General features: G+C 42.1%; 25 protein-coding genes and 3 pseudogenes. 26 read left to right on the top strand and 2 right to left on the bottom strand.

The features are described 5' to 3' along the window. The first annotated feature begins 28 nt into the window (after positions 1 to 28). Positions 29 to 862, top strand: coding sequence for a VanW family protein (locus tag J2Z66_RS06735; RefSeq protein ID WP_209970597.1), 834 nt, complete (start codon positions 29 to 31; stop codon positions 860 to 862). Then, positions 831 to 1,508 (top strand): HAD family hydrolase, encoded by a 678-nt coding sequence (locus J2Z66_RS06730; protein ID WP_245375326.1) that lies wholly within the window; start codon positions 831 to 833, stop codon positions 1,506 to 1,508. The genes J2Z66_RS06735 and J2Z66_RS06730 overlap by 32 nt, the downstream gene beginning before the upstream one ends. A gap of 58 nt (positions 1,509 to 1,566) precedes the next feature. On the opposite strand, the gene hisC is transcribed toward J2Z66_RS06730, so the two are convergent. Continuing rightward, a complete protein-coding gene (gene hisC / locus J2Z66_RS06725) occupies positions 1,567 to 2,691 on the bottom strand; it encodes a histidinol-phosphate transaminase (protein WP_209970595.1) in 1,125 nt (374 codons plus the stop codon). A gap of 250 nt (positions 2,692 to 2,941) precedes the next feature. Between hisC and J2Z66_RS06720 the strand changes: the two are divergent. The 14 genes and pseudogenes from J2Z66_RS06720 (at position 2,942) to J2Z66_RS06655 (ending at position 16,466) form a co-directional block, all read left to right on the top strand. Continuing rightward, positions 2,942 to 4,509, top strand: a pseudogene (locus J2Z66_RS06720) (aminotransferase class I/II-fold pyridoxal phosphate-dependent enzyme). A gap of 579 nt (positions 4,510 to 5,088) precedes the next feature. Then, the gene (gene cyoA / locus J2Z66_RS06715) at positions 5,089 to 5,997 is read left to right on the top strand and encodes a ubiquinol oxidase subunit II (RefSeq protein WP_209970594.1); all 909 of its coding nucleotides are present in this window, start codon (positions 5,089 to 5,091) and stop codon (positions 5,995 to 5,997) included. Positions 5,998 to 6,034: 37 nt separating this feature from the next. Continuing rightward, entirely contained in the window at positions 6,035 to 8,014 is a 1,980-nt protein-coding gene (locus J2Z66_RS06710; RefSeq protein ID WP_209970593.1) for a cbb3-type cytochrome c oxidase subunit I, read from the top strand. After that, complete coding sequence (cyoC, locus tag J2Z66_RS06705) at positions 8,014 to 8,655, top strand: cytochrome o ubiquinol oxidase subunit III (protein WP_209970592.1); 642 nt, start codon at positions 8,014 to 8,016, stop codon at positions 8,653 to 8,655. Before J2Z66_RS06710 ends, cyoC begins: the two co-directional genes overlap by 1 nt. After that, positions 8,656 to 8,982: a cytochrome o ubiquinol oxidase subunit IV gene (gene cyoD / locus J2Z66_RS06700; RefSeq protein ID WP_209970591.1), complete on the top strand. Its 327-nt coding sequence runs from the start codon at positions 8,656 to 8,658 to the stop codon at positions 8,980 to 8,982. It abuts the gene before it with no gap. After that, positions 8,979 to 9,857 (top strand): heme o synthase, encoded by an 879-nt coding sequence (gene cyoE / locus J2Z66_RS06695; RefSeq protein WP_209970590.1) that lies wholly within the window; start codon positions 8,979 to 8,981, stop codon positions 9,855 to 9,857. The genes cyoD and cyoE overlap by 4 nt, the downstream gene beginning before the upstream one ends. Before the next feature lie 30 nt (positions 9,858 to 9,887). Further along, positions 9,888 to 10,223: a c-type cytochrome gene (locus tag J2Z66_RS06690; RefSeq protein ID WP_245375325.1), complete on the top strand. Its 336-nt coding sequence runs from the start codon at positions 9,888 to 9,890 to the stop codon at positions 10,221 to 10,223. A 19-nt stretch (positions 10,224 to 10,242) separates the two neighbouring features. Further along, on the top strand, positions 10,243 to 10,821 hold the full coding sequence (locus J2Z66_RS06685; RefSeq protein ID WP_209970589.1) for an SCO family protein: 579 nt from the start codon (positions 10,243 to 10,245) through the stop codon (positions 10,819 to 10,821). A gap of 135 nt (positions 10,822 to 10,956) precedes the next feature. Then, positions 10,957 to 12,066: an NADH:flavin oxidoreductase gene (locus J2Z66_RS06680; RefSeq protein WP_209970588.1), complete on the top strand. Its 1,110-nt coding sequence runs from the start codon at positions 10,957 to 10,959 to the stop codon at positions 12,064 to 12,066. Positions 12,067 to 12,348: 282 nt separating this feature from the next. Continuing rightward, positions 12,349 to 12,558, top strand: a complete 210-nt coding sequence (locus tag J2Z66_RS06675; RefSeq protein WP_209970587.1) for a hypothetical protein — start codon at positions 12,349 to 12,351, stop codon at positions 12,556 to 12,558. 210 nt (positions 12,559 to 12,768) lie between these two features. Continuing rightward, the gene (locus J2Z66_RS06670) at positions 12,769 to 13,626 is read left to right on the top strand and encodes a DNA alkylation repair protein (protein WP_245375323.1); all 858 of its coding nucleotides are present in this window, start codon (positions 12,769 to 12,771) and stop codon (positions 13,624 to 13,626) included. Positions 13,627 to 13,656: 30 nt separating this feature from the next. After that, positions 13,657 to 14,574, top strand: a complete 918-nt coding sequence (locus J2Z66_RS06665; protein WP_209970586.1) for a hypothetical protein — start codon at positions 13,657 to 13,659, stop codon at positions 14,572 to 14,574. Positions 14,575 to 14,835: 261 nt separating this feature from the next. Then, the gene (locus J2Z66_RS06660; protein WP_209970585.1) at positions 14,836 to 15,159 is read left to right on the top strand and encodes an ArsR/SmtB family transcription factor; all 324 of its coding nucleotides are present in this window, start codon (positions 14,836 to 14,838) and stop codon (positions 15,157 to 15,159) included. 14 nt (positions 15,160 to 15,173) lie between these two features. Then, positions 15,174 to 16,466, top strand: coding sequence for an arsenic transporter (locus J2Z66_RS06655; RefSeq protein ID WP_209970584.1), 1,293 nt, complete (start codon positions 15,174 to 15,176; stop codon positions 16,464 to 16,466). Between the two features lie 129 nt (positions 16,467 to 16,595). Here the strand turns inward: J2Z66_RS06655 and J2Z66_RS06650 are convergent, their stop codons facing one another. Beyond that, positions 16,596 to 16,757, bottom strand: a complete 162-nt coding sequence (locus J2Z66_RS06650) for a hypothetical protein (RefSeq protein WP_209970583.1) — start codon at positions 16,755 to 16,757, stop codon at positions 16,596 to 16,598. Positions 16,758 to 17,101: 344 nt separating this feature from the next. Between J2Z66_RS06650 and J2Z66_RS06645 the strand changes: the two are divergent. From J2Z66_RS06645 to J2Z66_RS06600, 10 genes and pseudogenes are all read left to right on the top strand, one after another. Then, a pseudogene (locus J2Z66_RS06645) lies at positions 17,102 to 17,326 on the top strand (NUDIX hydrolase); the annotation flags it as partial. 20 nt (positions 17,327 to 17,346) lie between these two features. Then, a complete protein-coding gene (locus J2Z66_RS06640; RefSeq protein ID WP_209970581.1) occupies positions 17,347 to 17,868 on the top strand; it encodes a phosphotransferase-like protein in 522 nt (173 codons plus the stop codon). Continuing rightward, positions 17,865 to 18,335, top strand: a complete 471-nt coding sequence (locus tag J2Z66_RS06635) for a DUF4362 domain-containing protein (RefSeq protein ID WP_209970580.1) — start codon at positions 17,865 to 17,867, stop codon at positions 18,333 to 18,335. The genes J2Z66_RS06640 and J2Z66_RS06635 overlap by 4 nt, the downstream gene beginning before the upstream one ends. A 96-nt stretch (positions 18,336 to 18,431) precedes the next feature. Beyond that, complete coding sequence (locus J2Z66_RS06630; RefSeq protein ID WP_209970579.1) at positions 18,432 to 18,737, top strand: hypothetical protein; 306 nt, start codon at positions 18,432 to 18,434, stop codon at positions 18,735 to 18,737. 249 nt (positions 18,738 to 18,986) lie between these two features. After that, positions 18,987 to 19,982, top strand: a complete 996-nt coding sequence (locus J2Z66_RS06625) for a phosphotransferase enzyme family protein (RefSeq protein ID WP_209970578.1) — start codon at positions 18,987 to 18,989, stop codon at positions 19,980 to 19,982. A 267-nt stretch (positions 19,983 to 20,249) separates the two neighbouring features. Beyond that, positions 20,250 to 20,444, top strand: a complete 195-nt coding sequence (locus J2Z66_RS06620) for a hypothetical protein (protein ID WP_209970577.1) — start codon at positions 20,250 to 20,252, stop codon at positions 20,442 to 20,444. A 730-nt stretch (positions 20,445 to 21,174) separates the two neighbouring features. Continuing rightward, on the top strand, positions 21,175 to 22,440 hold the full coding sequence (locus tag J2Z66_RS06615) for an acyl-CoA thioesterase/bile acid-CoA:amino acid N-acyltransferase family protein (RefSeq protein ID WP_209970576.1): 1,266 nt from the start codon (positions 21,175 to 21,177) through the stop codon (positions 22,438 to 22,440). Between the two features lie 155 nt (positions 22,441 to 22,595). Next, positions 22,596 to 23,339: a metallophosphoesterase family protein gene (locus J2Z66_RS06610; protein WP_209970575.1), complete on the top strand. Its 744-nt coding sequence runs from the start codon at positions 22,596 to 22,598 to the stop codon at positions 23,337 to 23,339. A 22-nt stretch (positions 23,340 to 23,361) separates the two neighbouring features. Further along, positions 23,362 to 23,439 (top strand): annotated as a pseudogene (locus J2Z66_RS06605) (helix-turn-helix domain-containing protein); the annotation flags it as partial. A 178-nt stretch (positions 23,440 to 23,617) separates the two neighbouring features. Beyond that, on the top strand, positions 23,618 to 24,100 hold the full coding sequence (locus tag J2Z66_RS06600; protein ID WP_209970574.1) for an NUDIX hydrolase: 483 nt from the start codon (positions 23,618 to 23,620) through the stop codon (positions 24,098 to 24,100). The last annotated feature ends 150 nt before the right edge of the window (positions 24,101 to 24,250 follow it).

Raw genomic sequence — 24,250 nt, 5'->3', positions numbered from 1 at the left:
GGCAGCCAATAAAAGGGGAGGGGGTAAAATGAAGCCCATTAAAAGATCCAAGCTCCGCTTAACGTTAGGAAAAGCCTATTACATAGGCAAGAGATATATGGAATGGTATTTCGGAAAAACTAATTTTGCCAAGAAAATTCAGAAAGACACATTGCCCTTCATGATTTTTAAACATCAGACTCCATTGCTTAGACAACTGAAAGAAGTAGATATGTGGCTGCAGCTTAACAAGATTAAAAATCTGAAAATAGCTATCCAAAAAATCAATGGAATTATGATTTACCCTGGGGAGACATTCTCTTACTGGAAATTGATAGGCTGTCCTACCAGTAAGAAAGGATATGTGGAAGGAATGGTTCTATTTTACGGTGGATTTAAACCTGGAGTCGGGGGAGGATTGTGTCAATTATCGAATCTGATTTACTGGATGACTTTGCATACCCCTTTGGAAATTTCAGAAAGACACCGTCATAGCTATGATATTTTTCCAGACTCCAAACGTAGTCAGCCCTTCGGAAGTGGTGCAACCTGCGCCTATAATTATTTAGACTTAAGGATACACAACTCCACAGAGCAGCCTTATCAACTCAATATCTATGTAACGAATGACTATTTAGTAGGTGAGTGGACATCAATCGCCCAACCACAGTACAGCTACGAAATCTATGAAAAAGAGCATAAAATCACTCAAGAATATTGGGGTGGATATATGAGGCATAATCTCATCCACAGACGAGTGTTTAATGAAAATAGAGAATTAATTGATGATCAATATGTGACCGAAAATCATGCACTAATGATGTATCAACCATTTTTGGAATCAGGGAGAGATGAACTTGAAGACGAAGGCCGTATTCTTTGATTTATTCGAAACCTTAGTAACTGAATTTTCAAATGGAAAAAGACAATCAGATCGATCTTATAATTATCTGGAATTACTTGGGCTGGAAAAAGAAGATTTCAAGAAAGAATGGCATAGCCGACAGTTGAAGAGAATGACTGGTATATTCTCTAATTATCCAGCAGTTTTAAAAGATATTTCCGAGAATCGAAGCTTGAATTTTAACGATGAATCTGTTCAGTACTTATATCAGGAAAGAATTAAAGAGAAGAGAGAACCTTTTCTAAATATTCGTTCAGACCTGCTCGAACTTTTGGAAAGTCTAAGAAACAAACAAATTAAGATAGGTTTAATTAGTAATTGTACTGAGGAGGAAGTTAGATACTTCCATGAAAGCAAGCTTGCTCCGTATTTTGACTCTATCGTATTTTCATTTGAAGTCGGGATAGCTAAGCCGGATGTAGACATATACCAACTAGCTTGCGAACGCTTGTCAGCAGCTCCAGAGCAATCCATATTTGTAGGAGATGGCGGTTCAAATGAGCTGGAAGGAGCCAAGCTTGCAGGTTTAAAAGTCTATCATGCGGTATGGTTCAACACATATATTGAAAGTACCTTTAAGAAGATTAACCATCCCCATGAATTACTAAAAGAAATTGTGGAATAGAATGATAATTATGGATAATGATGGCAAACTTCTTAAAAGGCACTTCAAAGTGTTATGTTTAGCGACTTAGGATTTCGGTAAGCTCGCGAATAAAGACAGAATTCTCTTCTTCCGTTCCCACTGAAACACGAATATGGTGAGGAAGACCCCATATACCTCCATAACGAACGATAATTCCTTTGGCCAACAGCTGCTCATAAACAGATTTTGCACGCGAGCCAAGCTCAACCAGCACAAAATTGCTCATGCTTTCAGTGAACGATAGACTAAGCTCCTCGAACGAACGGGAAAGCTGTTCTTTTCCTTGTGTATTCACTTGCAGAGACAAGTTTACATGTTCAACATCATGAAAGGCCGCAGCGGCGGCCGCCTGGGCTAAAGAATTAACATTAAAAGGTTCCTTTACCTTGCGAATATGTTGAATGATAGTCTCTGAAGCCGCTCCAAAGCCAACTCTAAGACCCGCCAAGCCGTATATTTTGGAAAAAGTCTGCAATACAACAATCGGATATCCCTCGCGAACAAATTCCAGTCCGTTAGTGTAATCTGCAGCAGTGGCATACTGACTGTAAGCCGCGTCAAAAAGTACTAAAATATGTTTGGGCAGTACATCCAGTAAATGATGAAGAACCGATTTCGATAGATAAGTGCCCGTCGGATTATTGGGCGAACAGACGCAGAGCAGCTTGGTGCGATTAGTAACAGCGTTGACGATAGCATCAATATTAAAGGAAAAGGACTCTCCAAGTGGTACGGTAACGATATTGGCCCCCATAAGATGCGCCCCGAATTCATATTCACTAAACGACGGAGCGGGCACGATGATTTCATCCCCTGGCTCCAGAAAAGCCTCAGAAACTAGTGTAATCAACTCATCTCCACCATTGGTGATAATGAATTGTTCTGGTTTCATGTGCAGCTGCGCGGCAATAATCTCCCGCAGTTTCGATGTGCTTGAATCGGGGTAACGGTGAATGTCCAATAAAGAACCTCCGATGGCTTCCAATGCTTTGGGCGAAGGACCTATCGGATTTTCGTTTGAAGCCAATTTGATGACTTTGGTTGCGCCGAGCTCACTTTGCAGCTCCCAAATGGGCTTGCCCGGAGTATAGGGTGTGATATTGTGCAGAGTCTTTCTTGCTTCGACCTCTATGCTTCCTATGATTTCTTTGTTTTCATTCATTTTATATACTCCTCGATTCCTCATTCTAGCTCCCTCAGGCTTTTCTTATTATTGTAATGTATAACGTTCCTTCCCGATTGTAACCACCCAATTGATCTGCTTTAAACCAATCCAATTAATTTTTTATTTGTGCTACGTATTGGCTGGCTAGGAAACAAATGAAATGGATGGTCACGCATGAACTCCAATCTATTAAGATCATACAGTCAGTAGTTGCAATAGCGAAGCTAATTGAAAGGAAAGAAGCAGCATGGACCACAAGAAGACACCCTTGTTTACAGCATTGGTAGAGCATGCCGCGGGCGAACCGCTGCCATTCCACATACCAGGTCATAAAAAAGGAAGGGGGATGGACCGTGAATTCCGGACTTTTCTAGGCGATAATACTTTATCTATCGACCTGATTAATATTGTACCGCTCGATGATCTTCACCAGCCAACAGGTGTGATTCAGGAAGCCGAACAGCTCGCGGCAGATGCTTTTGACGCGGATTATACGTTATTCTCCGTGCAAGGCACGACTGGCGCGATTATGACAATGATTATGTCACTATGTTCACCAGGCGATACAATCATTCTTCCACGCAATGCCCACAAATCCATCTTGTCTGCCGTTATTATGTCAGGATCTACCCCCGTATTTATTTCTCCAGCAAAAGATGCCAGACTCGGAATTGATCATGGAGTAACTTTGAAGTCGGTCAAGCAGGCATTGGATATGAACCGGAACGCCAAAGCTGTTCTATCATCAATCCGACTTATTATGGTACATGTGTCGATTTGCGTGAAATGGTTGAACTTGTACACAGCTATGACATTCCAGTGCTCGTGGACGAAGCCCACGGCACGCTAATACACTTTCATGAAAAGCTGCCGATGTCAGCCATGCAAGCAGGTGCGGACATGGCAGCCACCAGCGTCCATAAGTTGGGAGGATCATTAACTCAAAGCTCTATTTTAAACGTTAAGGGCAATCGGGTGAATATAAGTCGAATCCGTACCGTGATGAGTATGCTGACGACAACGTCGACATCCTATTTGCTGCTAGCTTCACTCGATGCCGCCCGTAGACAACTCGCACTGAAAGGCTGGGAACTCGCAGAGGAAACCATTCGCCTGGCCAACCATGCTCGCATCCAAATTAACAAAATCCACGGTCTTTATTGTTTTGGAGAAGAAATATGTGAAGCTGAGGGTGTAGCAGATTATGATCCGACAAAGCTCTGCATTCATCTTCAAGATCTTGGCATTACAGGATACGAAGCTGAATTATGGCTGCGTCAAGCCTGCAATATTGAGGTTGAGCTCAGTGATCTTTCAAATATTCTGTGTCTGATTACGTTAGGGGATACGGAGTTAGAGGTAGATCAACTGGTTCTTGCTATGCAGAAGATGTCAGGAGTATTCAGAGAAAGAATAGCTGCAAATCAACGAATATCTGCTATTACGCCTGTTCATAGTTCTCCTTCTGTCCATGTCCCTGCGCCGCTATTAGCCTCTATTCCTGTTCCCGAAGTTTCCAGGTTCGTAATTTCTCCAAGAGATGCCTTTTATGCGGAGACTAAAAAAATACCATTTAAACAATCCCAAGGATGTATTATCACTGAATTCATTTATGTATATCCACCTGATATTCCAATTCTAATGCCCGGTCAGGTCATATCCGAAGAAATCATTGATTTCATCGTCCAACATATGGAGGCGGGACTTCCGGTTAAAGGACCTGAAGATCCAAGCATCCATGAAGTAAAGGTCGTTTTGTATCAACAAAAGGATGAGTCTCTGAAGATAAGAAATAGCTATGTGATTCCCGATTGAACAAACAGAATCAATACACTCATTCAAAGGCGCCGCGAGGCGTCTTTTCTTACAAGATAAGAAAGTTTAAGTGCTTTACAGTGATAGATCCTCACGTTTGTGAGCGCTGGCGGGACCTTTCTTCAGTCCCAGCGGCCCGCAGGCCGCTCGGAAATCCCCTCCGATCCAGAGAAAAACCATTGCTGGCAGTCCGTTTGAGCTTGGTGTTGGTGCTATTGTAGCTAAAGAGAGGTAAGGGGTGTGGGAGGAAGAGCGATAGCGTCCGCCTTTAAAGATTTGTTCCTACCTCCTCATCCATTTCATTCAAGGGAACAAATCTTTAACAGCGGCTGGAGCCCACGCCCCTTACCTCCGCAACGCTCCCACGTCACGAACACGCTCATCAAAGAACGCCACAAGACCTTTTTCTAAGTGACTAAATGTTGTCTTTTCTGTTTCGAAATATTGTCCTTTCTGTTTCAAAATGTTGAACATGGACGGTTGAATGTCTTGAACAGTGGTTGGTGACACTATCCGCTTTCTCTTATAAAGTGATACATGATTCATGAACGAATGGAAGTCGATAGGAGCTGAGAAAACATGACATCATCCAAAGCACTTCGATGGTTTACGTCCTTATACATGCTGGTGCTTATGCTTTTGATAACGACCGGATGTACAGAAAACATCATCGTGCTGAATCCGAAAGGACCCATTGCTGAGCAGCAAAGGGATTTAATGCTCATTTCAACCTTATTATGCAGTGTGGTTATTGTACCGGTGCTGATACTTACGGCAATCATTATTTGGCGTTATCGTGACAAAAAAGGAAGGAAAGCCAAGTACACACCGAACTGGGAGCACAGCACGAAGCTGGAGGCTATTTGGTGGGGAATTCCAATTTTGATCATTTTAACGCTTGCTGTTATTACGGTTCAAGCCACGTATGCACTTGAGCCATCCAAGCCCATAGAATCGGATAAAGAGCCTGTGACTATTCAAGTGACTTCACTAGATTGGAAATGGTTGTTTCAATATCCGGATCAGGGGATCGCAACTGTGAACGAGATAAAGCTTCCGAAGGATGTGCCGATCCGATTCGAAATTACAGCCGATTCCCCTATGAACTCCTTCTGGATTCCTCAGCTTGGCGGTCAAATGTACGCAATGTCTGGTATGGCCATGACGCTGTACTTGCAAGCTGACGAGTTGGGAACATACTGGGGGTCCGGCGCTAATTATACCGGAAAAGATTTTGCCAAAATGTATTTTAATGTAGAGGCCACGACACAAGAGGAGTTCGAGCAATGGGTGAATGAAATTAAAGCTGCTTCACCTAAGCTGACTTTGGAAGGCTATAAACAGCTGGCAGAACCATCCGCCTCGGAGATCCTATCATTTTCCGCTTTCCCAGAGGGTTTGTTTGAAATGACGGTCACCAAATATGCTTCCTCACATAATCATGGCTTGTCTTGGAAGGATATTCAAAAGATTCAGATCGAAGAATAACTGGTTCAGAATCGAACATGTAAGGAGAGAGTCATCCATGTGGGAGAAAGTGAAAAGCTTCGCTTCGGATTTCTTTGTTACGGGCGATCCATTAATTTACGGAGCTGACGTCAGTATTGTGCTTGCCATCATAGCGGTGGTATTCGTGTTAACTTATTTCAAAAAATGGGGTTGGCTGTGGCGTGAATGGCTCACAAGCGTAGATCATAAAAAAATTGGCATTATGTACATCCTCTCTGCCTTTCTCATGCTGTTCCGGGGCGGGGTGGATGCCCTCTTGATGCGGGCACAGCTGGTCGTTCCAGAGCTCGATTTCTTGGCGCCGGATCATTACAATCAGATTTTCACAACTCATGGTGTCATTATGATTTTGTTTATGGCGATGCCTTTTATGTTCGGTTTATTTAACGTGATGGTGCCTTTACAAATCGGGGCAAGGGATGTGGCTTATCCGTTTCTAAACGCGCTCAGCTTCTGGCTTTTCTTCTCGGGTGCGATGCTTTTCAACCTGTCCTTCGTGATCGGAGGCTCACCGGATGCGGGCTGGCTGGCTTATCCGCCATATTCAGGGCTTATGCATAACCCTGGTGTCGGACAGGATTTCTATATTTGGGGCATACAGATTTCGGGGATTGGCAGCCTAATGACCGGAATTAACTTCATCGTGACGATTCTGAAAATGCGTGCACCCGGCATGAAGCTGATGAAAATGCCGATGTTTCCCTGGTCGGTGTTATCGAGCTGTATCGCGATCATTTTTTCATTTCCGATTTTGACGGCAACATTGGCGCTTCTTTTTCTGGATCGCTACGCGGGTGCGCATTTTTTCACCTTGGACGGCGGCGGCAATCCAATGATGTATATCAATTTGATTTGGATGTGGGGGCATCCTGAGGTTTATATTATCGTGCTGCCCGCCTTCGGTATTTTTTCTGAAATTGTATCCACCTTTGCGAAGAAAAAGCTATTCGGCTATAAATCGATGGTGTATGCCATGATGATCATTAGCATTTTATCTTTTCTTGTGTGGGCGCATCATTTCTTTACGATGGGTTCAGGCGCTGATGTCAATGCCTTCTTTGCCCTAACGACCATGCTTATTGCGATTCCTACAGGCGTCAAGGTTTTCAACTGGCTGTTTACGATGTTTAGGGGGAAAATTACGTTTGAAACGCCGATGCTTTGGACAATCGGGTTCATTCCCTGTTTTGTCACCGGCGGGTTGACCGGGGTGCTGCTGTCGGTAGCGCCAGCCGATTTCCAGTTTCACAACAGCTATTTCCTGGTGGCTCATTTTCATCATGTTATTATTGGTGGCGTCGTATTCGGTTATTTTGCAGGCCTTTATTATTGGTGGCCAAAGCTTTTCGGCTTCAAGCTGAACGAGCGCATAGGCAAATGGGCATTCTGGTTCTGGAACATTGGCTTCTATCTGTGCTTCATGCCGCAATATGTGCTTGGTCTGATGGGCATGACGCGGCGGGTAGCAACTTACAGCTGGGACAAGGGCTGGTGGGAGATGAACCTGGTCTCCACCGTTGGCGCAGGCTTAATGGGAGTTGCTTTCCTCTTTCAGGTTTGGCAAATTGTTCATGGCATCAAGCATCGTCGAAGCAATCTGGACACAACAGGCGATCCGTGGAAGGGTCGTACCCTGGAATGGTCGATTCCTTCACCTGCACCACTCTATAATTTCGCAACGCTGCCCCAGGTTTCCGAACAGGATGCTTGGTGGGAGGAAAAGCTGCGCAAGGAAAGAGGACAGGCTTCGCATGCTCCTGTGAAGCTGGAGCCGATCCATATGCCCAAAAATTCCGGAATCCCTATTATTATGTCTGCCTTCTGGTTTCTGACCGGTTTTGGCTTCGTATTTCATTGGCTTTGGCTGACGATTCCAGGACTGGCTGGTGTAGCCGTGTGTATGCTTGTGCATTCCTTTAATTATAAGACGGATTACTATATCCCTGTGAACGAAATTGAACGTACAGAAGCTGCAATAAGGAGGGTGAAAAGCTAATGGCACAATCAAATCTGTCCGAGCGTGCTTATCAACCCGAATCGTATTCGAAGCATCATGGAGATCATGGACATGCACATCCGGATATGGAGGAAATGCGCACATTCGGTTTCTGGATCTATTTAATGACCGATGTGATGATATTTGGCACCTTTTTCGCTACGTATATTGTTCTTCGCGGCAACACGGATGGAGGTCCGGTGCCTGCTGAATTGTTTGAAATGGGCGGTATAATTGCCAGTACATTCATTCTGCTCACCAGCAGCTATACATGTGGACTGGCGCTGCTTGCCATGAATAAAGGAAATCTCCGGGCTTTAATCGGCTGGCTTGGAGTTACTGCATTGCTGGGGGCCGTCTTTATCGGGTTGGAGATTAGCGAGTTTACTCATCTTGTGCAGGAAGGCGCAACAATGGGAAGAAGTGCGTTTCTATCGGCTTTTTATACGCTGGTTGGTACTCATGGCTTGCATGTGCTGATTGGATTAGTCTGGATGGTAGGTCTGATGATTCAACTGGCAAGGCAGGGGATTACCCCTGTAACCAAGCGAAAAGTGAATGTAATCAGCTTGTTCTGGCATTTTTTAGATGTGGTTTGGATTTTTGTATTCACAGTTGTTTATTTAATGGGGGTGAGCTAAATGGCGCAGATGGAATCAGCGCATTCGCAGGTTGAGGCACATGGTTCGTTCAAGACGTATACAATTGGCTTCCTATGCTCCATTATTCTGACGGTAATCCCAATTGCGATTGTGATGAATGGCTGGCTGGACGGCATGAAAAGCACAGTAGTATTAATGGCGGCAGCGGTGCTGCAATTGATCGTGCAATTGATGTTTTTCATGCATCTGCGTGAGGAGAAAAAGCCGCGCTACAATTTGATCTCCTTAATACTCGGTCTGGTTATTCTGCTGGTGATCGTTGCCGGTTCGATGTGGATCATGATGTACAATATGGTGGCTTTATGAATAGAGCGAGCTCATTCCGTGATTGGATTCAATTAACCAAGCCAGGTATCCTTCGATTGAATCTCATTGCCGCATTTGGTGGCTATTGGCTGGCCTCCAAATGGATGGTGGATTGGAGCTTATTGCTATGGACGCTGCTCGGAACTGTTTTAACAATGGCATCCTCATGCGTGTTCAATAATATTTGGGATTATAAGCTGGATCGAAAAATGCAGCGCACCAAGGAGCGGCCGCTTGCAACTGGCAGACTGAAAGTAAGAGGCGTACTGGTCTACGGACTTGTGCTGGGGTTAGCTGGAGAAGTTGTTTTGTTTCTAAAAGTAAATGCGCTGTGCGCTTGGCTCGGGTTGCTTGGCATGTTCGTATATATCGTCATCTACACAATGTGGTTAAAGAGAACCTCCACCTGGAGCACTTCCGTCGGCGGAGTTTCAGGAGCAATGCCTCCAGTCATCGGTTACTGTGCGAGCTCCAACGAAATTGATGCAGGAGCACTTCTGTTATTTGCCTTTTTGTTTTTATGGCAGCCGCCACACTTCTGGTCACTTGCTATTCGCCGCGTAGAGGAATATAGAGCTGCAGGCTATCCGCTGCTGCCTGTCCGCAAAGGGATTAATCGCACAAAGCTGCAAATGATTCCGTATGTTGCATTGCTGCTCCCCACAGTCATCCTGCTGAATGTCTACCATTATTCCGGGGTCGTCTTTCTGGTTGTATCCTTGCTTGCAGGCATCGTTTGGATGTGGCATACATGGCTTGGTAAAACGGCTGTTAACACGGATCGGTGGGCCAAAACCAACTTTTTGATCTCAGTTAATTACTTGATGCTCGTGTTTATCATGATGATTGTAGATGCGGCAGGGAGGCCTTTTTAACTCGAAATCATTGGAGAGGTAGGGACTGCTTTGAAAGAAAAAGGATTTTTGCTTATTATGATGCTCATCTCGCTTGCATTGACAGCATGCAGCAGAGAAACGGATGATTCGGCAATCCATTCCAACTATACCGCACCTGAAGATGCAAGTGTAATGACGCTTTATAAAAAGCAGTGTCTGTCCTGCCATGCAGTTGACTTGAGAGGGAGAGTAGGGCCGAATTTGCAGAAGGTTGGCGCTAGATTGAACGAGCAGCAGCTGGTTGAATTTGTACAAAATGGTGCAAGAGGCATGCCTGCGTTTAAAAAGATCCTTACTAGCGGGGAAATTGAAAGCCTGGCGCAATGGCTTGCGACAAATAAATAGGTGAATGGAGACGGTTGAAGTGAAGAAGGCATTTGTGTATGGGCTTTTAATTGTAATCATTATGGCTCTTGCTGCTGCATGCGGTAGTGGCAAGCCTAACCAGCTTCATATCCCTGTCAAACCCTTTGAATTCACGAACCAGGATGGAAATCCAGTTTCATTGTCTGGCTTAAAGGATAAGGTCTGGATTGCAGATGTTATTTTTACCCATTGTATTGCGGTGTGCCCCTTAATGACAGCCCATATGTCTGAGCTTCAAAAAAGACTAAAAGCGGCAGGGGCAAAGGCGGAGCTGATTTCCTTCTCCATTGACCCGGAAAATGACGATCCCGCTGCGCTAAAAAGCTATCTGCAAAAGTTTGATGCCGATTTTACGAACTGGCATGCTTTAACCGGCTACCAATTCGATGAAATCAAGACGTTTATTTTACGTTCTTTTAAATCACCAATTGCCAAGGATGCTACCTCGGGTCAAGTGATTCATGACACTTATTTTTATCTGGTCAATCAATCAGGTATTGTTGTTGCCAAGTATGATGGAGAGGCCGATCCTCCGTACGATAAAATCATAAAAGATGTACAAGCTTTGCAGCGCTAGTGATGTTTATGCGGTTCCGGGAGACAGCATTCACTTAAGATGAAGGAAGAGATGAAAGGAAGCAGCCTGCCTATTCCGTACAAATTGGTTTACTAACACTCAGCTATGATAAAATAGAGGCTGGAGGTATCAAAAATGAACAATAACAATATACAAGGTTTGTTTCAACCTTTCTCTACCGGTAATCTCACACTAGCTAACCGCATTGTGATGGCTCCGATGACCCGGTGCTTTTCTCCGGATGGAGTACCAGGAGCGGATGTAGCCGCCTATTATAGACGCCGTGCAGAAAATGGTGTCGGGCTGATCATTACTGAAGGGACAGCCATTAATCACCCTGCCGCCGTTAACAATTCAGCTATACCGCTGTTTCACGGTGAGAAGTCGTTGAATGGCTGGGCAAATGTGCTTGCTGAGGTGCACGAAGCAGGTGGGCGAATTATCCCGCAGCTCTGGCATGTAGGTACCACACGTGTAAAAGGGGACTATCCCAATCCTGAAGCGATGCCAGTCGGTCCCTCTGGACTAAACAGTTCGAGAGAACAGGTTGCCGAGCCCCTGTCCGAAGCGGAAATCAGTGCTATCATCGACGCATATGCAGAGGCAGCAGCCGATGCTAAGCGCATTGGATTTGATGGTATTGAGATCCATGGAGCTCATGGTTATTTGATCGACCAGTTCTTTTGGGAAAAAACGAATCAAAGAACTGACCGCTATGGAGGCAGCTTAATTGCCCGGACACAATTTGCCGTAGAAATTATAAAAGCATGCCGGCAGGCTGTAGGAGATGAATTCCCTATTGTCTTCCGATACTCGCAATGGAAGGTGGGCGAATATACAACCAAGCTGGCTGAAACACCTGAACAGCTCGCTCAGTTTTTGGAGCCATTGTCAGCAGCAGGTGTTGATATATTCCATTGCTCGACACGCGAGTTTTGGGAGCCAGAGTTCGAAGGTTCGCCACTGAATCTGGCCGGATGGACTAAAAAAATAACGGGAAAACCAACGATTACCGTAGGCTCCGTGGGACTAAATAGTCAGAACGCGGATTTGGCAAGGGAGCAAGCTGAGTCGGATCAGGCGGACATCGAAGAGGTAGTCAAAAGACTGGAGAATGAAGAATTCGATTTAGTAGCCATCGGTCGTGCTTTGCTGGCAGATCCGGCTTGGGCAGCGAAGATGCATGACAACCGAACTAACGAAATCATCCCCTTCACGCCAAAGTCAACAGCAACTTTGTCGTAGGTTTGTGTAGATCAGAGGAGGAGGTCCCTGATCACTTAAGTGATCGGGGGCCTTTTTAACAAGAAATAAGAAAGCTTAAGTGCTTTACAGTGATAAAGCATAGAAGGGGAAGAGCACACCCCGAAGCAGTCCGCCCTCCGTCGAAAACGAGCGTGTGCTTCATTTAACGATGTTTCTCATCGTTAAATGAAGTGTTCCAGGTCAATCCATCACGTTAATGATGATTTTCATCGTTAAAAGAGGCCGGATGACCTCTTTGGGTGGTTAAAATGGATTTTAACGATGAAAAACATCGTAAAAGTAGCAGATCCTATCGGTTGTGAGCGCTGGCGGGACCGTTCTTCAGTCCCAGCGGCTTGGCCAGCAGGCCGCTGGGAATCCCCTCCGATCCAGAGAAAAACCCTTGCTGGCAGTCCGTTTGAGCTTGGTGTTCGTGCGATTCGTGCGATTGTAGCTAATGAGAGGGAATGGCTGTGGGAGGAAGAGCAGTAGCGTCCGCCTTTAAAGATTTGTTCCTACCTCTTCATCGATACCATTCAAGGGAACAAATCTTTAACAGCGGCTGGATCCCATAGCCATTCCCTCCGCAACACACCCAAGTCACGAACACGCTCATCAAAGGACGCCGCAAGGCTTTTTCTTAAATTTTATTCAGAAGACGGCGTGCTTTATCTAATCCAAGAATGATTCCAGGAGAAAAACATGGACAAAGAAAACAAGAGAATGATTTCTGATATGATTACAGATGAGATTCTGCAAAGGAAAGGCGCTCGTAAGGTTAGCGAGATTCCTGATGAGGTAGTCAGCCTACTTCACAAGGGGCATCTTCAGACGGTTAATCTTACAGAATGGTTAGCCGTCGATCATACCATACTGCTGCAAAATGTCCTTAGTGAACTCGGATTGAAGCAGGAATCAGATGCAATGTTATTTGCTATTAATCATTTGAACGATAATAAGATAATGAAAGTAATACCGGCTATTGCAAAAGAATGGCTTGTTCTCATGGATCACAAATCTGAAGAGGAGCGATCCCGAATCTTTGAGGCGCTATCCACCCATCGTTCAGACAGTGTTCGCTGCTGGTCTGCTTATATAGTTGGGCTCGATCATCATTTAAGCCTGGAAAAGAAATTGACATTCATTCGTCCGTTTGCTGCAGATTCCCATTTTGGCGTACGTGAGATTGCTTGGATGGCTGTAAGAGAATCGATTTCGAAGGAGTTAGTGCAAGCGATACATCTTTTGAAGGATTGGGTGTTCGATAAGGATGCTAATATTAGAAGATTTGCCATTGAATCAACCCGCCCACAAGGTGTTTGGGCTAAACATATTACCGCATTAAAGGAGAATCCAGGGATGGCTCTTTCTCTTCTGGAAGCTGTTAAATCCGATCCGGTCAAATATGTTCAGGATTCCGTAAGCAATTGGTTAAATGATGCTATAAAGACTAATCCCGATTGGGTGCTTCAGATTTGTCGTGAATGGACGGAAGCTTCTGATACGAAAGAAACAAAACGAATTGTAACTCGTGCCCAAAGAAGCTTAAACAAAAAGTAAATACGGTATTACAAATTAGGTGGTGATAGTATGGGAACATGGAGTGCTGAAGTGTTTGGTAATGACACCTCTTGTGAGGTTAAGGAATATTTTTTTGAACAATATAATCTTGGTTGCGAAGTTCATGTTATTGCAAGTGAGTTACAGGAAAAATTTTCTTATAGCTTAAATCTTGCTGAGGATAAGAACAACGTCCTATTTGCTTTTGCCTACTGCCTGTGGGAAACGAAATCCTTAGATGACGAGCTGCTAAAGCAAGTAGCTCAGATTATTGAAAGTGGAAATGACTTGAATGTATGTGAACAGCTCGGGGCAGATCAGCAGTTTCTTGACAAGAGAACTACATGTTTACAGAAATTTTTAACCAAAATCAGCAAACCAAGAAGTATGACAAAAAAGAGAGTGAAACCACCAAAGCAAGTTGAAAGCAAGTATCAAAATGGCAGTTGTCTTTCTTTTCAATATCCAAATGAATGTTATGGTGGCATTATCATTATCGACTGTGCCTTTTATAATAACCGGGGAACAATGCGGGTTGCATTCACTGATATCGAGCAGAGCAAAGAACCGGATTTTAACGATTTTCTGAATGCTCGCCTTTCAAACTTTAAATGGGAACTTGTAGGAGGACAGGCAGCTAAGTATGCCGCCTTTGACGACCAGACTGCTCGTATTTCCTCCTATCCTTTTGGTTATGAAAGTGCTAAAGAGCGTGCTTCTTTTTTTGAGTATAACGACAAGTTTTTTGAAATAGTTGGTAAGCTTCCAACTTATACCCAATGCCTATTAGCTACAGTGGGCAGTGGTGTCAATTACAATCTTGCCTATGATGATTTTTCAAAGTCTATGGAAAAGACACTGCAATACTGGAAGCAAAACATCAGCCCGCATAGCGAAGTGGTTTCCAAAGTAACTATTAACGAATTAAATGATTTACTTAAAAAATAAAAATCAGCGTGGTTGCTGCTTTCAGCAGTTCACGCGATTTTTTTTGGATTCGAAGTGATGGATAATATTCCCTCCCTTTTTTAAGGTAACATTTAATCCACTGTAGATAAAAAATATCAATTTATTTTATAATCACATAATTATATAATCATTTACAAGTGAATGGAAGTATGAGAAAATAAATAAAAAGTTACTATGTGTTTAACTTGATTGCTTTGCAGAAGGGGGAGAATTCCCACACTTAAAAAGGGGTGGAAATCCATGAGTCAAATCGAAGAAATAGCCAATGTGTTTAAACTGCTTGGAGATAAGAACAGGTTAACCATTGTTGCTCTGCTCAAAGAAAAAGAGTTATGCGTGTGTGAAATTGTGGATATTTTACAAACGAGTCAGCCGAACATCAGTCAGCATATGCGCAAATTGAAAGACGGTGGGCTTGTAAAGGAAACCAAAAAGGGCCAATGGGTCTATTACTCCTTAGCGGTTCAAGACAAACCTTATTTAACTGAAATTCTTAATCAGCTTCCTTCACAAAAAGAGAAACTTAATTCGCTTGTTTGTGAAGATAACGACTGCTGCAATTAACCCAGGAGGGCTTTATGGCTTATGTTGCTTTTCTCATATTTGTTGTGACTATAATTTTTGTAATCTGGCAGCCCAAGGGGTTGAGCATCGGTTATTCTGCCATGGGCGGCGCTATCCTAGCCTTAATTTTCCAAGTTGTGAGTTTAGGCGATGTTTGGGACGTAACGTTAATTGTCTGGAATGCAACGCTGGCCTTTGTCGCGATTATTCTGATTTCACTTATTTTGGATGAGATCGGCTTTTTTGAGTGGGCGGCACTTCATATGGCTCGGATTGCAAGAGGCAACGGGACCACGATGTTTATTTATGTGATTTTGCTTGGGGCCGCGGTGGCTGCACTTTTCGCCAATGATGGCGCTGCGCTCATCCTAACGCCAATCGTGCTTGCGATGGTAAGGGCATTAAAATTCGATGATCGGATGATCCTTCCATTTATCATGGCTAGCGGATTTATTGCGGATACAACCTCATTGCCTTTTGTAGTGAGTAATCTGGTGAATATAGTTTCTGCCGACTACTTCGGCATTGGATTTGTGGAATACGCCAGCCGTATGATTATTCCCAATTTCTTTTCTCTTGGAGCCAGTATCCTTGTACTGTATTTATTTTTCCGGAAAAGCATTCCTAAGCATTATGACCACGAGCAGCTAAAACAGCCAAGCGAAGCCATTAAAGATTTCAGATTGTTTCGGTTTTCCTGGATCATCCTGGTGGTACTTCTTGTGGCCTATCTGTTAAGTGAGTTTATTAATGTCCCAGTTTCGATTATTGCTGGCATCGCTGCGCTGCTCTTTATCATAGCTGCACGTAAAAGCCCCGCCATTGAGACAAAAAGGGTTATAAAAGAAGCTCCTTGGGCTGTAGTCGTATTTTCCATCGGAATGTATGTTGTAGTCTATGGTCTGCGCAATGTCGGACTTACGGATCAATTGGGTGCAGTCATCCAGATGGTAGCGGATAAGGGCTTGTTCGCGGCTACGATCGGGATGGGGTTTATCGCAGCGATATTGTCTTCTGTTATGAACAACTTGCCTACGGTTATGATCGATGCTCTGGCTATAAAAGGAACTCAAACAGAAGGTGTAATCCGCGAAGCTTTAATTTATTCCAACGTGATAGGGTCAGATTTGGGTCCGAAAATCACGCCGATTGGATCATTGGCTACATTGCTGTGGCTTCATGTTTTATCACGAAAAGGTATAACTATCACGTGGGGAACCTATTTTAGAATCGGAATTGTGCTAACGCTGCCTACGCTATTTATTACACTGGTTGGCTTGTACTTATGGCTTAAGCTAATATCATAAAAAATCGAGATTCCTCGTGCGATAAAAAGTAATGAATGAAGCAGGAGCAGAACGCTTTGGCGTTTTCATTTTCACTAAAAAAGCTACTCTCTGATCATTAAGGGACGAGAAGAGTAGCCCAGAATTTACTTAAACTTCATCTTTGGGAATTCCATTTAAACTTGGGACGTAATCAGTGTCCTTGTTGCTTGTTAGTGTCGGCGCTTCATCGTTTAAGTTGTGCTGATTGTCTTTCTTATCTGCTTTGTTATCTTCGCGGTCATACTTGGGATCGGCGTCATTTTTGGGCATTGCGTTCACCTCCATCGTCTCACAGTTAGTATGAGAAGGCGGCTTGCATTTTATCCCAGTTGTCTGTTGTTAGAAAATAAAGGTAAAAGATCTTCCCTCAGCATTGATGGATTGAAATATAAGATTCCCATCTGGCTCCAGCAGCCGGGAGGGCGTCTTGTTTTTTGCCGCTCGGGTGATAGTCCTTCGACAACAGGGATCAGTTTAATAAGTTAACGGAGAACTATTCCGCAATAATCATTAGGAAATGGAAGGCAATAATATCGGCTGCCTAGGCAGTATAGTACTATTAGGGAAATAATGGTAACATAGTTTTATAAAGTAGTAGAATAGGAGGACATAAGATGGCTCCAAAACATTTTCTTTCTGCAGCTACAATTGTACTTAATGAGCATAACGAAATATTATTAATAAAAGGTCCTGAAAGAGGTTGGGAAATGCCAGGGGGCGTGGTTGAAGAAGGCGAATCGCTGAAAAATGCAGCGATCAGGGAAACAAAAGAAGAGAGCGGTATAGATATAGAGGTAACAAAATTTTGTGCTGTTTTTCAAAATGTAAGTCAGTCTATTGAATAAGGGGTATCAAAAGGATGAACAAAGGTAGAATCGTATTTTTAAACGGTGTTACGAGTTCTGGAAAAACATCTATAGTAGATGCTTTACAGTTGAAATCGCACGAATTTTTTTATGTTGTTGCCAATGACCTTTTTGAAGAAATGATAGGTGAACGTTATCTTCGTGAAGATTATTGGAAGTATTTAAGTGAAGCAATTATCTTGATGTATCATACAGCCAAGTTATTTTCTGACCATGGTAAAAATGTACTTATTGACGGCATTATGGTAGAAAGAGCTGAGTTAAAACCACATTATGAAAAAGTGAAGAATATATTTACTGGGTACCCCTTATACATTGTTGAAGTGTTTTGCCCTTTAGACATTTGCCGTCAAAGAAATATTGCACGAGGAAATAGAACAGAAGACCAGTCTGATTGGCAACACAAAATCATGGCAAAAGATATCCAGTACAATTGTACTGTCAACACATATTTAAACACCTCCGAAGAATGTGCAGGTTTGATTTTAAAATGTATATTTGAAGATGATGTATGAATTACTTAAACATGTTACGAACAAAGATAACGATCGGGGTGCTGGCTGGTATCATCGTGGTGTTGGTAACGATTTTGGTTATTAATCTAACGACTGACAAAGAGGCACTTGAAAGAAAAGATATTATCCTTCACCATTTTAACAAGGTGGATGTAGAACGCTTAGATGAGATGGTTCAACGTCATAAAAATGGGAAAGGCGACTATCTGATGCTCATTCCACCGATTATCGACGGTGGTTACTGGATACATGATGTGCATTCAAATGGCAGAGAGGTCACCTGGACAATTGATAATACCAGAGATGGAATGAGCTCTGAGCATGGAAAACAGATTTACCGGTGCAAGAAGATTAACATGATTGAGACAAAAGATGACTACGTGTATACACTTGATCAATGTGACAATGAAGGTGAAAAGAGCATACCAATTTTTAGCATCCTCAAGGAAAATGTTTTATTCCGCTAACGGGCAGGTTAGTAGATCAAGTCATAAGCTGTAGTTTTGAGAGGCTCTGACAAGTGAGTAAGCTGAATCATATTATTTCATTAAGGAGTCATGCACTTGAAGCTATTTACGAAGGAAGTCAAGAAGTTAACAGTCGATAACTACCCGTTTCATTGTATCATCGATCAAAGTCCAGACAATGACTTTATTAGTTTTAAGATATACCCATCAGATACTAAAACATCGTATTATGTGATATTCTTTTCTTGGAAAATCAACTGGGCAACGATCCTATGTCACCCTAAGGTTTGTGCGAAGCTAATTAATTATGCCATAAGCAATGGATGGAACTATAAGGATAAAAATGCAGTAGTAAAACTTCAACCTGGTGATTTTCTTATTGACCAATTAGGTTTAGATTAATGAACATTGTGGGACATCATAAATAGAGTACGTCAGTCCAACTCTTTATTAGAGGTCGCGTCAACATTATAAGGTGATCTGCACAACCTAAGAAGGAAATGGCTGTATAATGTAGAATATCTTTTTTACGACTTGGTAAGGAGGGGAAATATGCGCATCAACCAGCCTTGGTTATTGCTGCTTAGATTGCCTGAAGAAAAGGAGATTTCGATCATAAATTCACATTAAGAATTTATAGGAGGAATCGATTTGGAAAAAGAAATTAAAACTTTGCTAAACGACGATATTTTGACGGAATCCGCCAGTAAATACGGATTTCATAAAAACGACTTGATCGATTTAAAGGGATTTCAAAACTTTGTCTATGAGGCCAATAAGAACACAAAAAGTTGTATTTTAAGAATTGCTCACAGCTCTCATCGATCCCTTAACTTGACTGAAGCAGAATTGGATTGGATCACGTATTTATTCAATCATGGAGTGAATGTAGCAGCTCCAATACGCTCTTTAGAGGGCTCACTAGTGAATATAACTCACCATGAGGATTCCTATTTTATCGCTACAGCATTTAAAAAAGCGCCCGGATCGAAGCCTCATTATCAGATATTTATGGAAGATAAAAATCTGATTCAAAAGCTAGGCCGGACTACCGGGAAAATTCATATGTTATCAAAAAAATACAAAGCTAAAAAAGGATCAGCACGACGAAGTGACTGGAAGGATAATAATTACCTAATCAAATTCGCTGAGTACGTCCCTGAATCCTATGCTAATGTGATTGAAAAGACGAAACAGTTTCTATTCGAATTAATGCTACTACCTCAAGACAGGGATTCTTACGGTTTGATTCATGGTGATATCCACCTTAACAATTTCCATGTCCATAAGGATGATTTGACGCTCTTTGATTTTGATGAGTGCGAATACAACTGGTTCGTTGCAGATATAGCAAATCCGTTGTTTTATGCAACCCCACTGAAGAGCGATGGAATAGAGCTGCGAAATCGTTCTGCCAAACGATTTTTCGATTATTTTATGGAGGGATATTTCCAAGAGAACTCGCTTGAGACTTACTGGCTAAATAAAATCCCTCTGTTTCTCAGACTACGTGAAATTCTAGTTTATTCAGGAGCTTTTCGGAGCTTAGATTTTAATAACCTACATCCATGGTCCAAAGAAATGATCAAGACCACGACGATCAATATAGAAAATGATTTGCAATTCCTTGATATTCAGTTTACTTAAACTAGTTTTTATAAAAACAAGCATTTATCTCGATGAGCAGTCTGTTGAAGTCGTACCCTCATGTCGGATGTACGACGCCAACGAGTTGGAGACCATAAACCTGCTAATTTTGCTAAACTAATGTTTAACTTTAGCTCAACACACGATAACGAGGCTGCCGGCATGAAACGGCAGCCTCGTTGAGCTACGGACAGGATTGCTTGATTAACCTGAGAGAGATTTTATTCTCAAGATAATTTATTTAACTATTATTTGTGTGAGCTATCCATGTACTCGCTTGAAGAAGTTGGTCCCGATGGTAAGTATGAAATGGAAGATATTTCGCAATATTACATGGATGATCGATTGTACCCTTATCTTATTACGATGGACAATAAGATAGCCGGATTTATCTTAGTCGTTTCCCCGCCCTATGTTTCTGAAGGCATAGACTATTCGGTACAGGAACAAAGGTCACTATAAAATTGGCATATTTAAAACGAATACAAGGGCAGTCAATTTCTGGACAAATTTATTATCTTCACTCAATGTAGTCGTTCAGATCGATGCAGACTTTGTTGTTAAGATTGCTGGAAATGAGCTTCCTGCGATGGATATAAGTTTTAATATTTTATCCTGTAACGCTTCGTTGGGAGTGGAGGAGAATATTTGTAAATCGTCGAATAACTTGATTGGCAGAATAATGCATTGAAACTTTTTGAGGTGTAAAATGGAAAAGAAATGGTTAGCATATCGAATCTATCATGAACCATTTGGAACCACGTATCAGTATGACTGCGAAAACCTTGAAGGATTTATTTTTGAAATTGAAGCACATATTGGCTTATTGCCTCATCTTTAAACTAACGGAAACGATAGCACAATAAAAGCAGCGGCAGTCTAGGTCTTTTGAGTTCCTAGTCCGTCACTGCTTTTTTTAAGAGTCAGTCTAATTCAGTTTGTCGGGTGATTATGTCGTTTGAGCTTAGAGTAAGGAGAAAAGCCAAATCGGACGCGATTCAGGTCTTAGCGTATATTACCGTTAAAATGTTGGGGGTCCCCTTATATGGAATATATGCAAATTTATTATAAAGTATTATGCTAAATATGCATTTAGGTTATAAGAGTATTTTGAATTATAATTCCTGTATGGGAATGTTACCTATATTTACCGGCTGATGAAAGTATCAGTTAACGAGGGGGTTTAAAGGATATGAATATTAGCATTGCTCCAAATCCTTCTTTGGTGGATGAGCCAGTGAAGATAAGCTTTTCGGGGCTTCATCCAAGGCAGAATGTAAAGGTAACTCTCTCGCGCATTACTCGAAGTTCAGCTCATACATTTTATCTTTCATCGTATGCTGAGTTTATAGCCGACGACTACGGACGTATTGATCTTTCCCGACAATCTCCTATAGACGGGACATTTAAGGGTATAGATCCAATGGGCCTTTTCTGGTCACTTAAAATACAGCACGTTCAATCAGAGGATAATACAAAATCTGTTGGTCAAGTTTTAGAGCCTCAACATTTTACTTTAACGGTTGAAAGTAGTGGTCAGTTAATTAGCACAAGTAGTCTCAATAGATTTTGGTTGAATAATGATATTGTTAGAAATCCCATTCGTGAAGAGGGTCTAGTTGCGACTTATTTTTTTAACAATGATGGTATTGCCCGACCTGGTGTAATTGTTGTTGGTGGATCTGAAGGCGGGTTAAATGAATATATGGCTGCACTATTTGCATCCCACGGATTTAGTACCCTTGCTTTAGCATACTTTGGCATTGAACATTTACCTAAACGAGCGGCTGAAATTCCTCTTGAGTATATCCAAACTGCAATCAAATGGATGGAATCCCGCCCTGAAGTAATACCTAATTGGCTAGGAATTCACGGCACTTCAAAAGGTGGGGAACTAGCTCTCTTATCTGGAGCTTACTTTAACAAGATTAAGGCGGTTGTTTGTTTAAGTGGTCTAGCTTTGTCTTTTGCTGGTATTGTGCCTTGGTCTGTTGCTAAAACTTTACCGCCATCATGGACGTATGAAAATAAACCTATCCCATATGCTACGCCAGAAAATCCAGTTGACGTTGCCTTAGAGTGCTTAAGAATGTTTAATTCTGGTGAAGGTAGACCGTTCGTAAAGTGGTACGAAGAACTTGCATCCGATCCAGAAGTAGTGAAAAGGTCAGCTATTCCTGTGGAGCGTATTCAAGGTCCAGTCCTTTTCATTTCTGGACAGGACGATGGTGATGTCTCCAGATTTACTAGAATTGGAGTGGATCGTCTTGCTGAGTACGATCATCCGTATGAGGTTATTCATCTAGACTATCCCGGAGGAACACATGCTATTGGAATTCCTTTCTTGCGTGTAACAATCCCTGGACAGGATGCAAAGTTAATAGCTGATGCTAGTGAGGATTCTTGGAATAGAACTAAAGAGTTTTTGCAACGAAATTTCAGAAATACAACGGCATAATAAATACGATCAATTCATTAATCTAACAGTTAACTATAGCTTAACAATCACCATAACGAGGCTGCCGGCATGAAACGGCAGCCTCGTTGAGCTAGGCAGGATTGCTTGATTAATCCGAGTATTATTAAGAGAAACACGCAAAGGACGTCGATGAGATGAAAAGAAGTTTTGCAATCATAACTGATATTCATGGAAATAGCCCTGCACTTGAAACAGTTTTGAAAGATATCTCATCAAAAAAAGAAATTGATCACATTTACTGTCTCGGTGATGTCGTCGGTATAGGCCCAGAATCAAATAAAGTTCTTGATCTGCTTACTCAAAGAGATGATATTTCATTTGTTGTTGGAAATCATGATTTAGCTGTAATTGCTGCATTCAATCAAGAGATCCCCCCGCGAGGGCATCATAAAGAGCGGGAACATCATCAATGGTTGGCAGATCGGATTGAACCTAAATATATTGAAGTTATGTCTAAGTGGCCCAAACAACTATCGATACCCGTTAATGATAAACAGTTGTTATTTACACATTATCACTTGGACGATGAACACTGGTTTTTACCAATTGAAAAACAGCCAACAGTAGAAGGATTGGAGCAAGCCTATACTGAAACAGCATATCAACTTGTCTGTTTTGGTCATCATCACATTGTTCATCATTTTATTTCTAATCATAGAACTTTCTTTAATCCAGGCTCTCTAGGATGTTATCATCTGCCACGCGCAAGATATGGAATTGTAAATGTAAACGATGAGAAAGTCAGTGTAAAAACCTTGGAATTACCATATGATAACAAGAGTTTTTTAAAATCTTATAATGAACTTGAGGTGCCTGAGGGAGATTATATTCTCAAGATATTCCATGGTGGTCAAAACCCTTATCAACATACACCCTGAAAAAAATCATTGAACTAACGAAGAGGCGATTTGTAAGGCTTTAGAATGTCATCCTGGAGACATTTTAGAATACAAAAGTGACGAGAAACTCAAAGATTAAATGAACACTCGACCGTATTGAACTAACGGTACACGCTATTTGAACGATACAAGGAGCAGTTTGCCGCGGCAGCTGTTCTTTTTTTTATGCTAAAGGGCAGTAGAGTTCAATTCATAAGGTTTCATGATACCATTAACAATGGAATAATTATACATAAATGATATAAGGGGGAGTAAGTATGGCAATGCCAACCCATATTGTAGCGGTAGGTGGTATCGTAGAAAATGAACAAGGACATGTCCTTTTAGTGAAGACACAACATGGGGGATGGGTGTTTCCTGGTGGGCAAGTGGAGGTAGGTGAGAACCTAATGGATGCTTTAATTAGAGAAATACAAGAGGAAAGCGGAATTCACGTGGTTGTTTCTTGCTTGATTGGGGTCTATTCAAATACAGGTATCCATAAATGGCATGACGGTGTAACCGATATTCCAACAAAGGTAATGTTAGACTTTATGTGCAAGTCTGTGGGTGGAGAATTGTGTGCTTCTGAGGAAACATCAGAAAGTAGCTGGTTTGAAAAGGGTAAAGTGCTCGATATAATCACAGCTCCAGCGATACGTTCTCGTTATCAAGCATATCTGGATTCTAGAGGAAGTTCATTCTATATGGATTATGTTACCAAACCTAATTTTGAAGTTAAATTGAAACGGACTATATAATTTTTTCTTCTAAATCGTTACTTCAACAAAGAAGAAAGGAGCTGGCTTTGATCCATCTCCATTCTTCTTTGTTGAAGTAACGGGTATTATAGCGCAACATAACTGTTGGTATTACGTAATGTTGCTGACCCCACAAATGCTAGCGGTTTG

The sequence above is a fragment of the Paenibacillus eucommiae genome, from assembly GCF_017874215.1.
GTDB lineage: Bacteria > Bacillota > Bacilli > Paenibacillales > NBRC-103111 > Paenibacillus_AI > Paenibacillus_AI eucommiae.
Note: the sequence above shows the minus strand (reverse complement) of the source record. Positions and strands in the feature narration are given on the sequence as shown.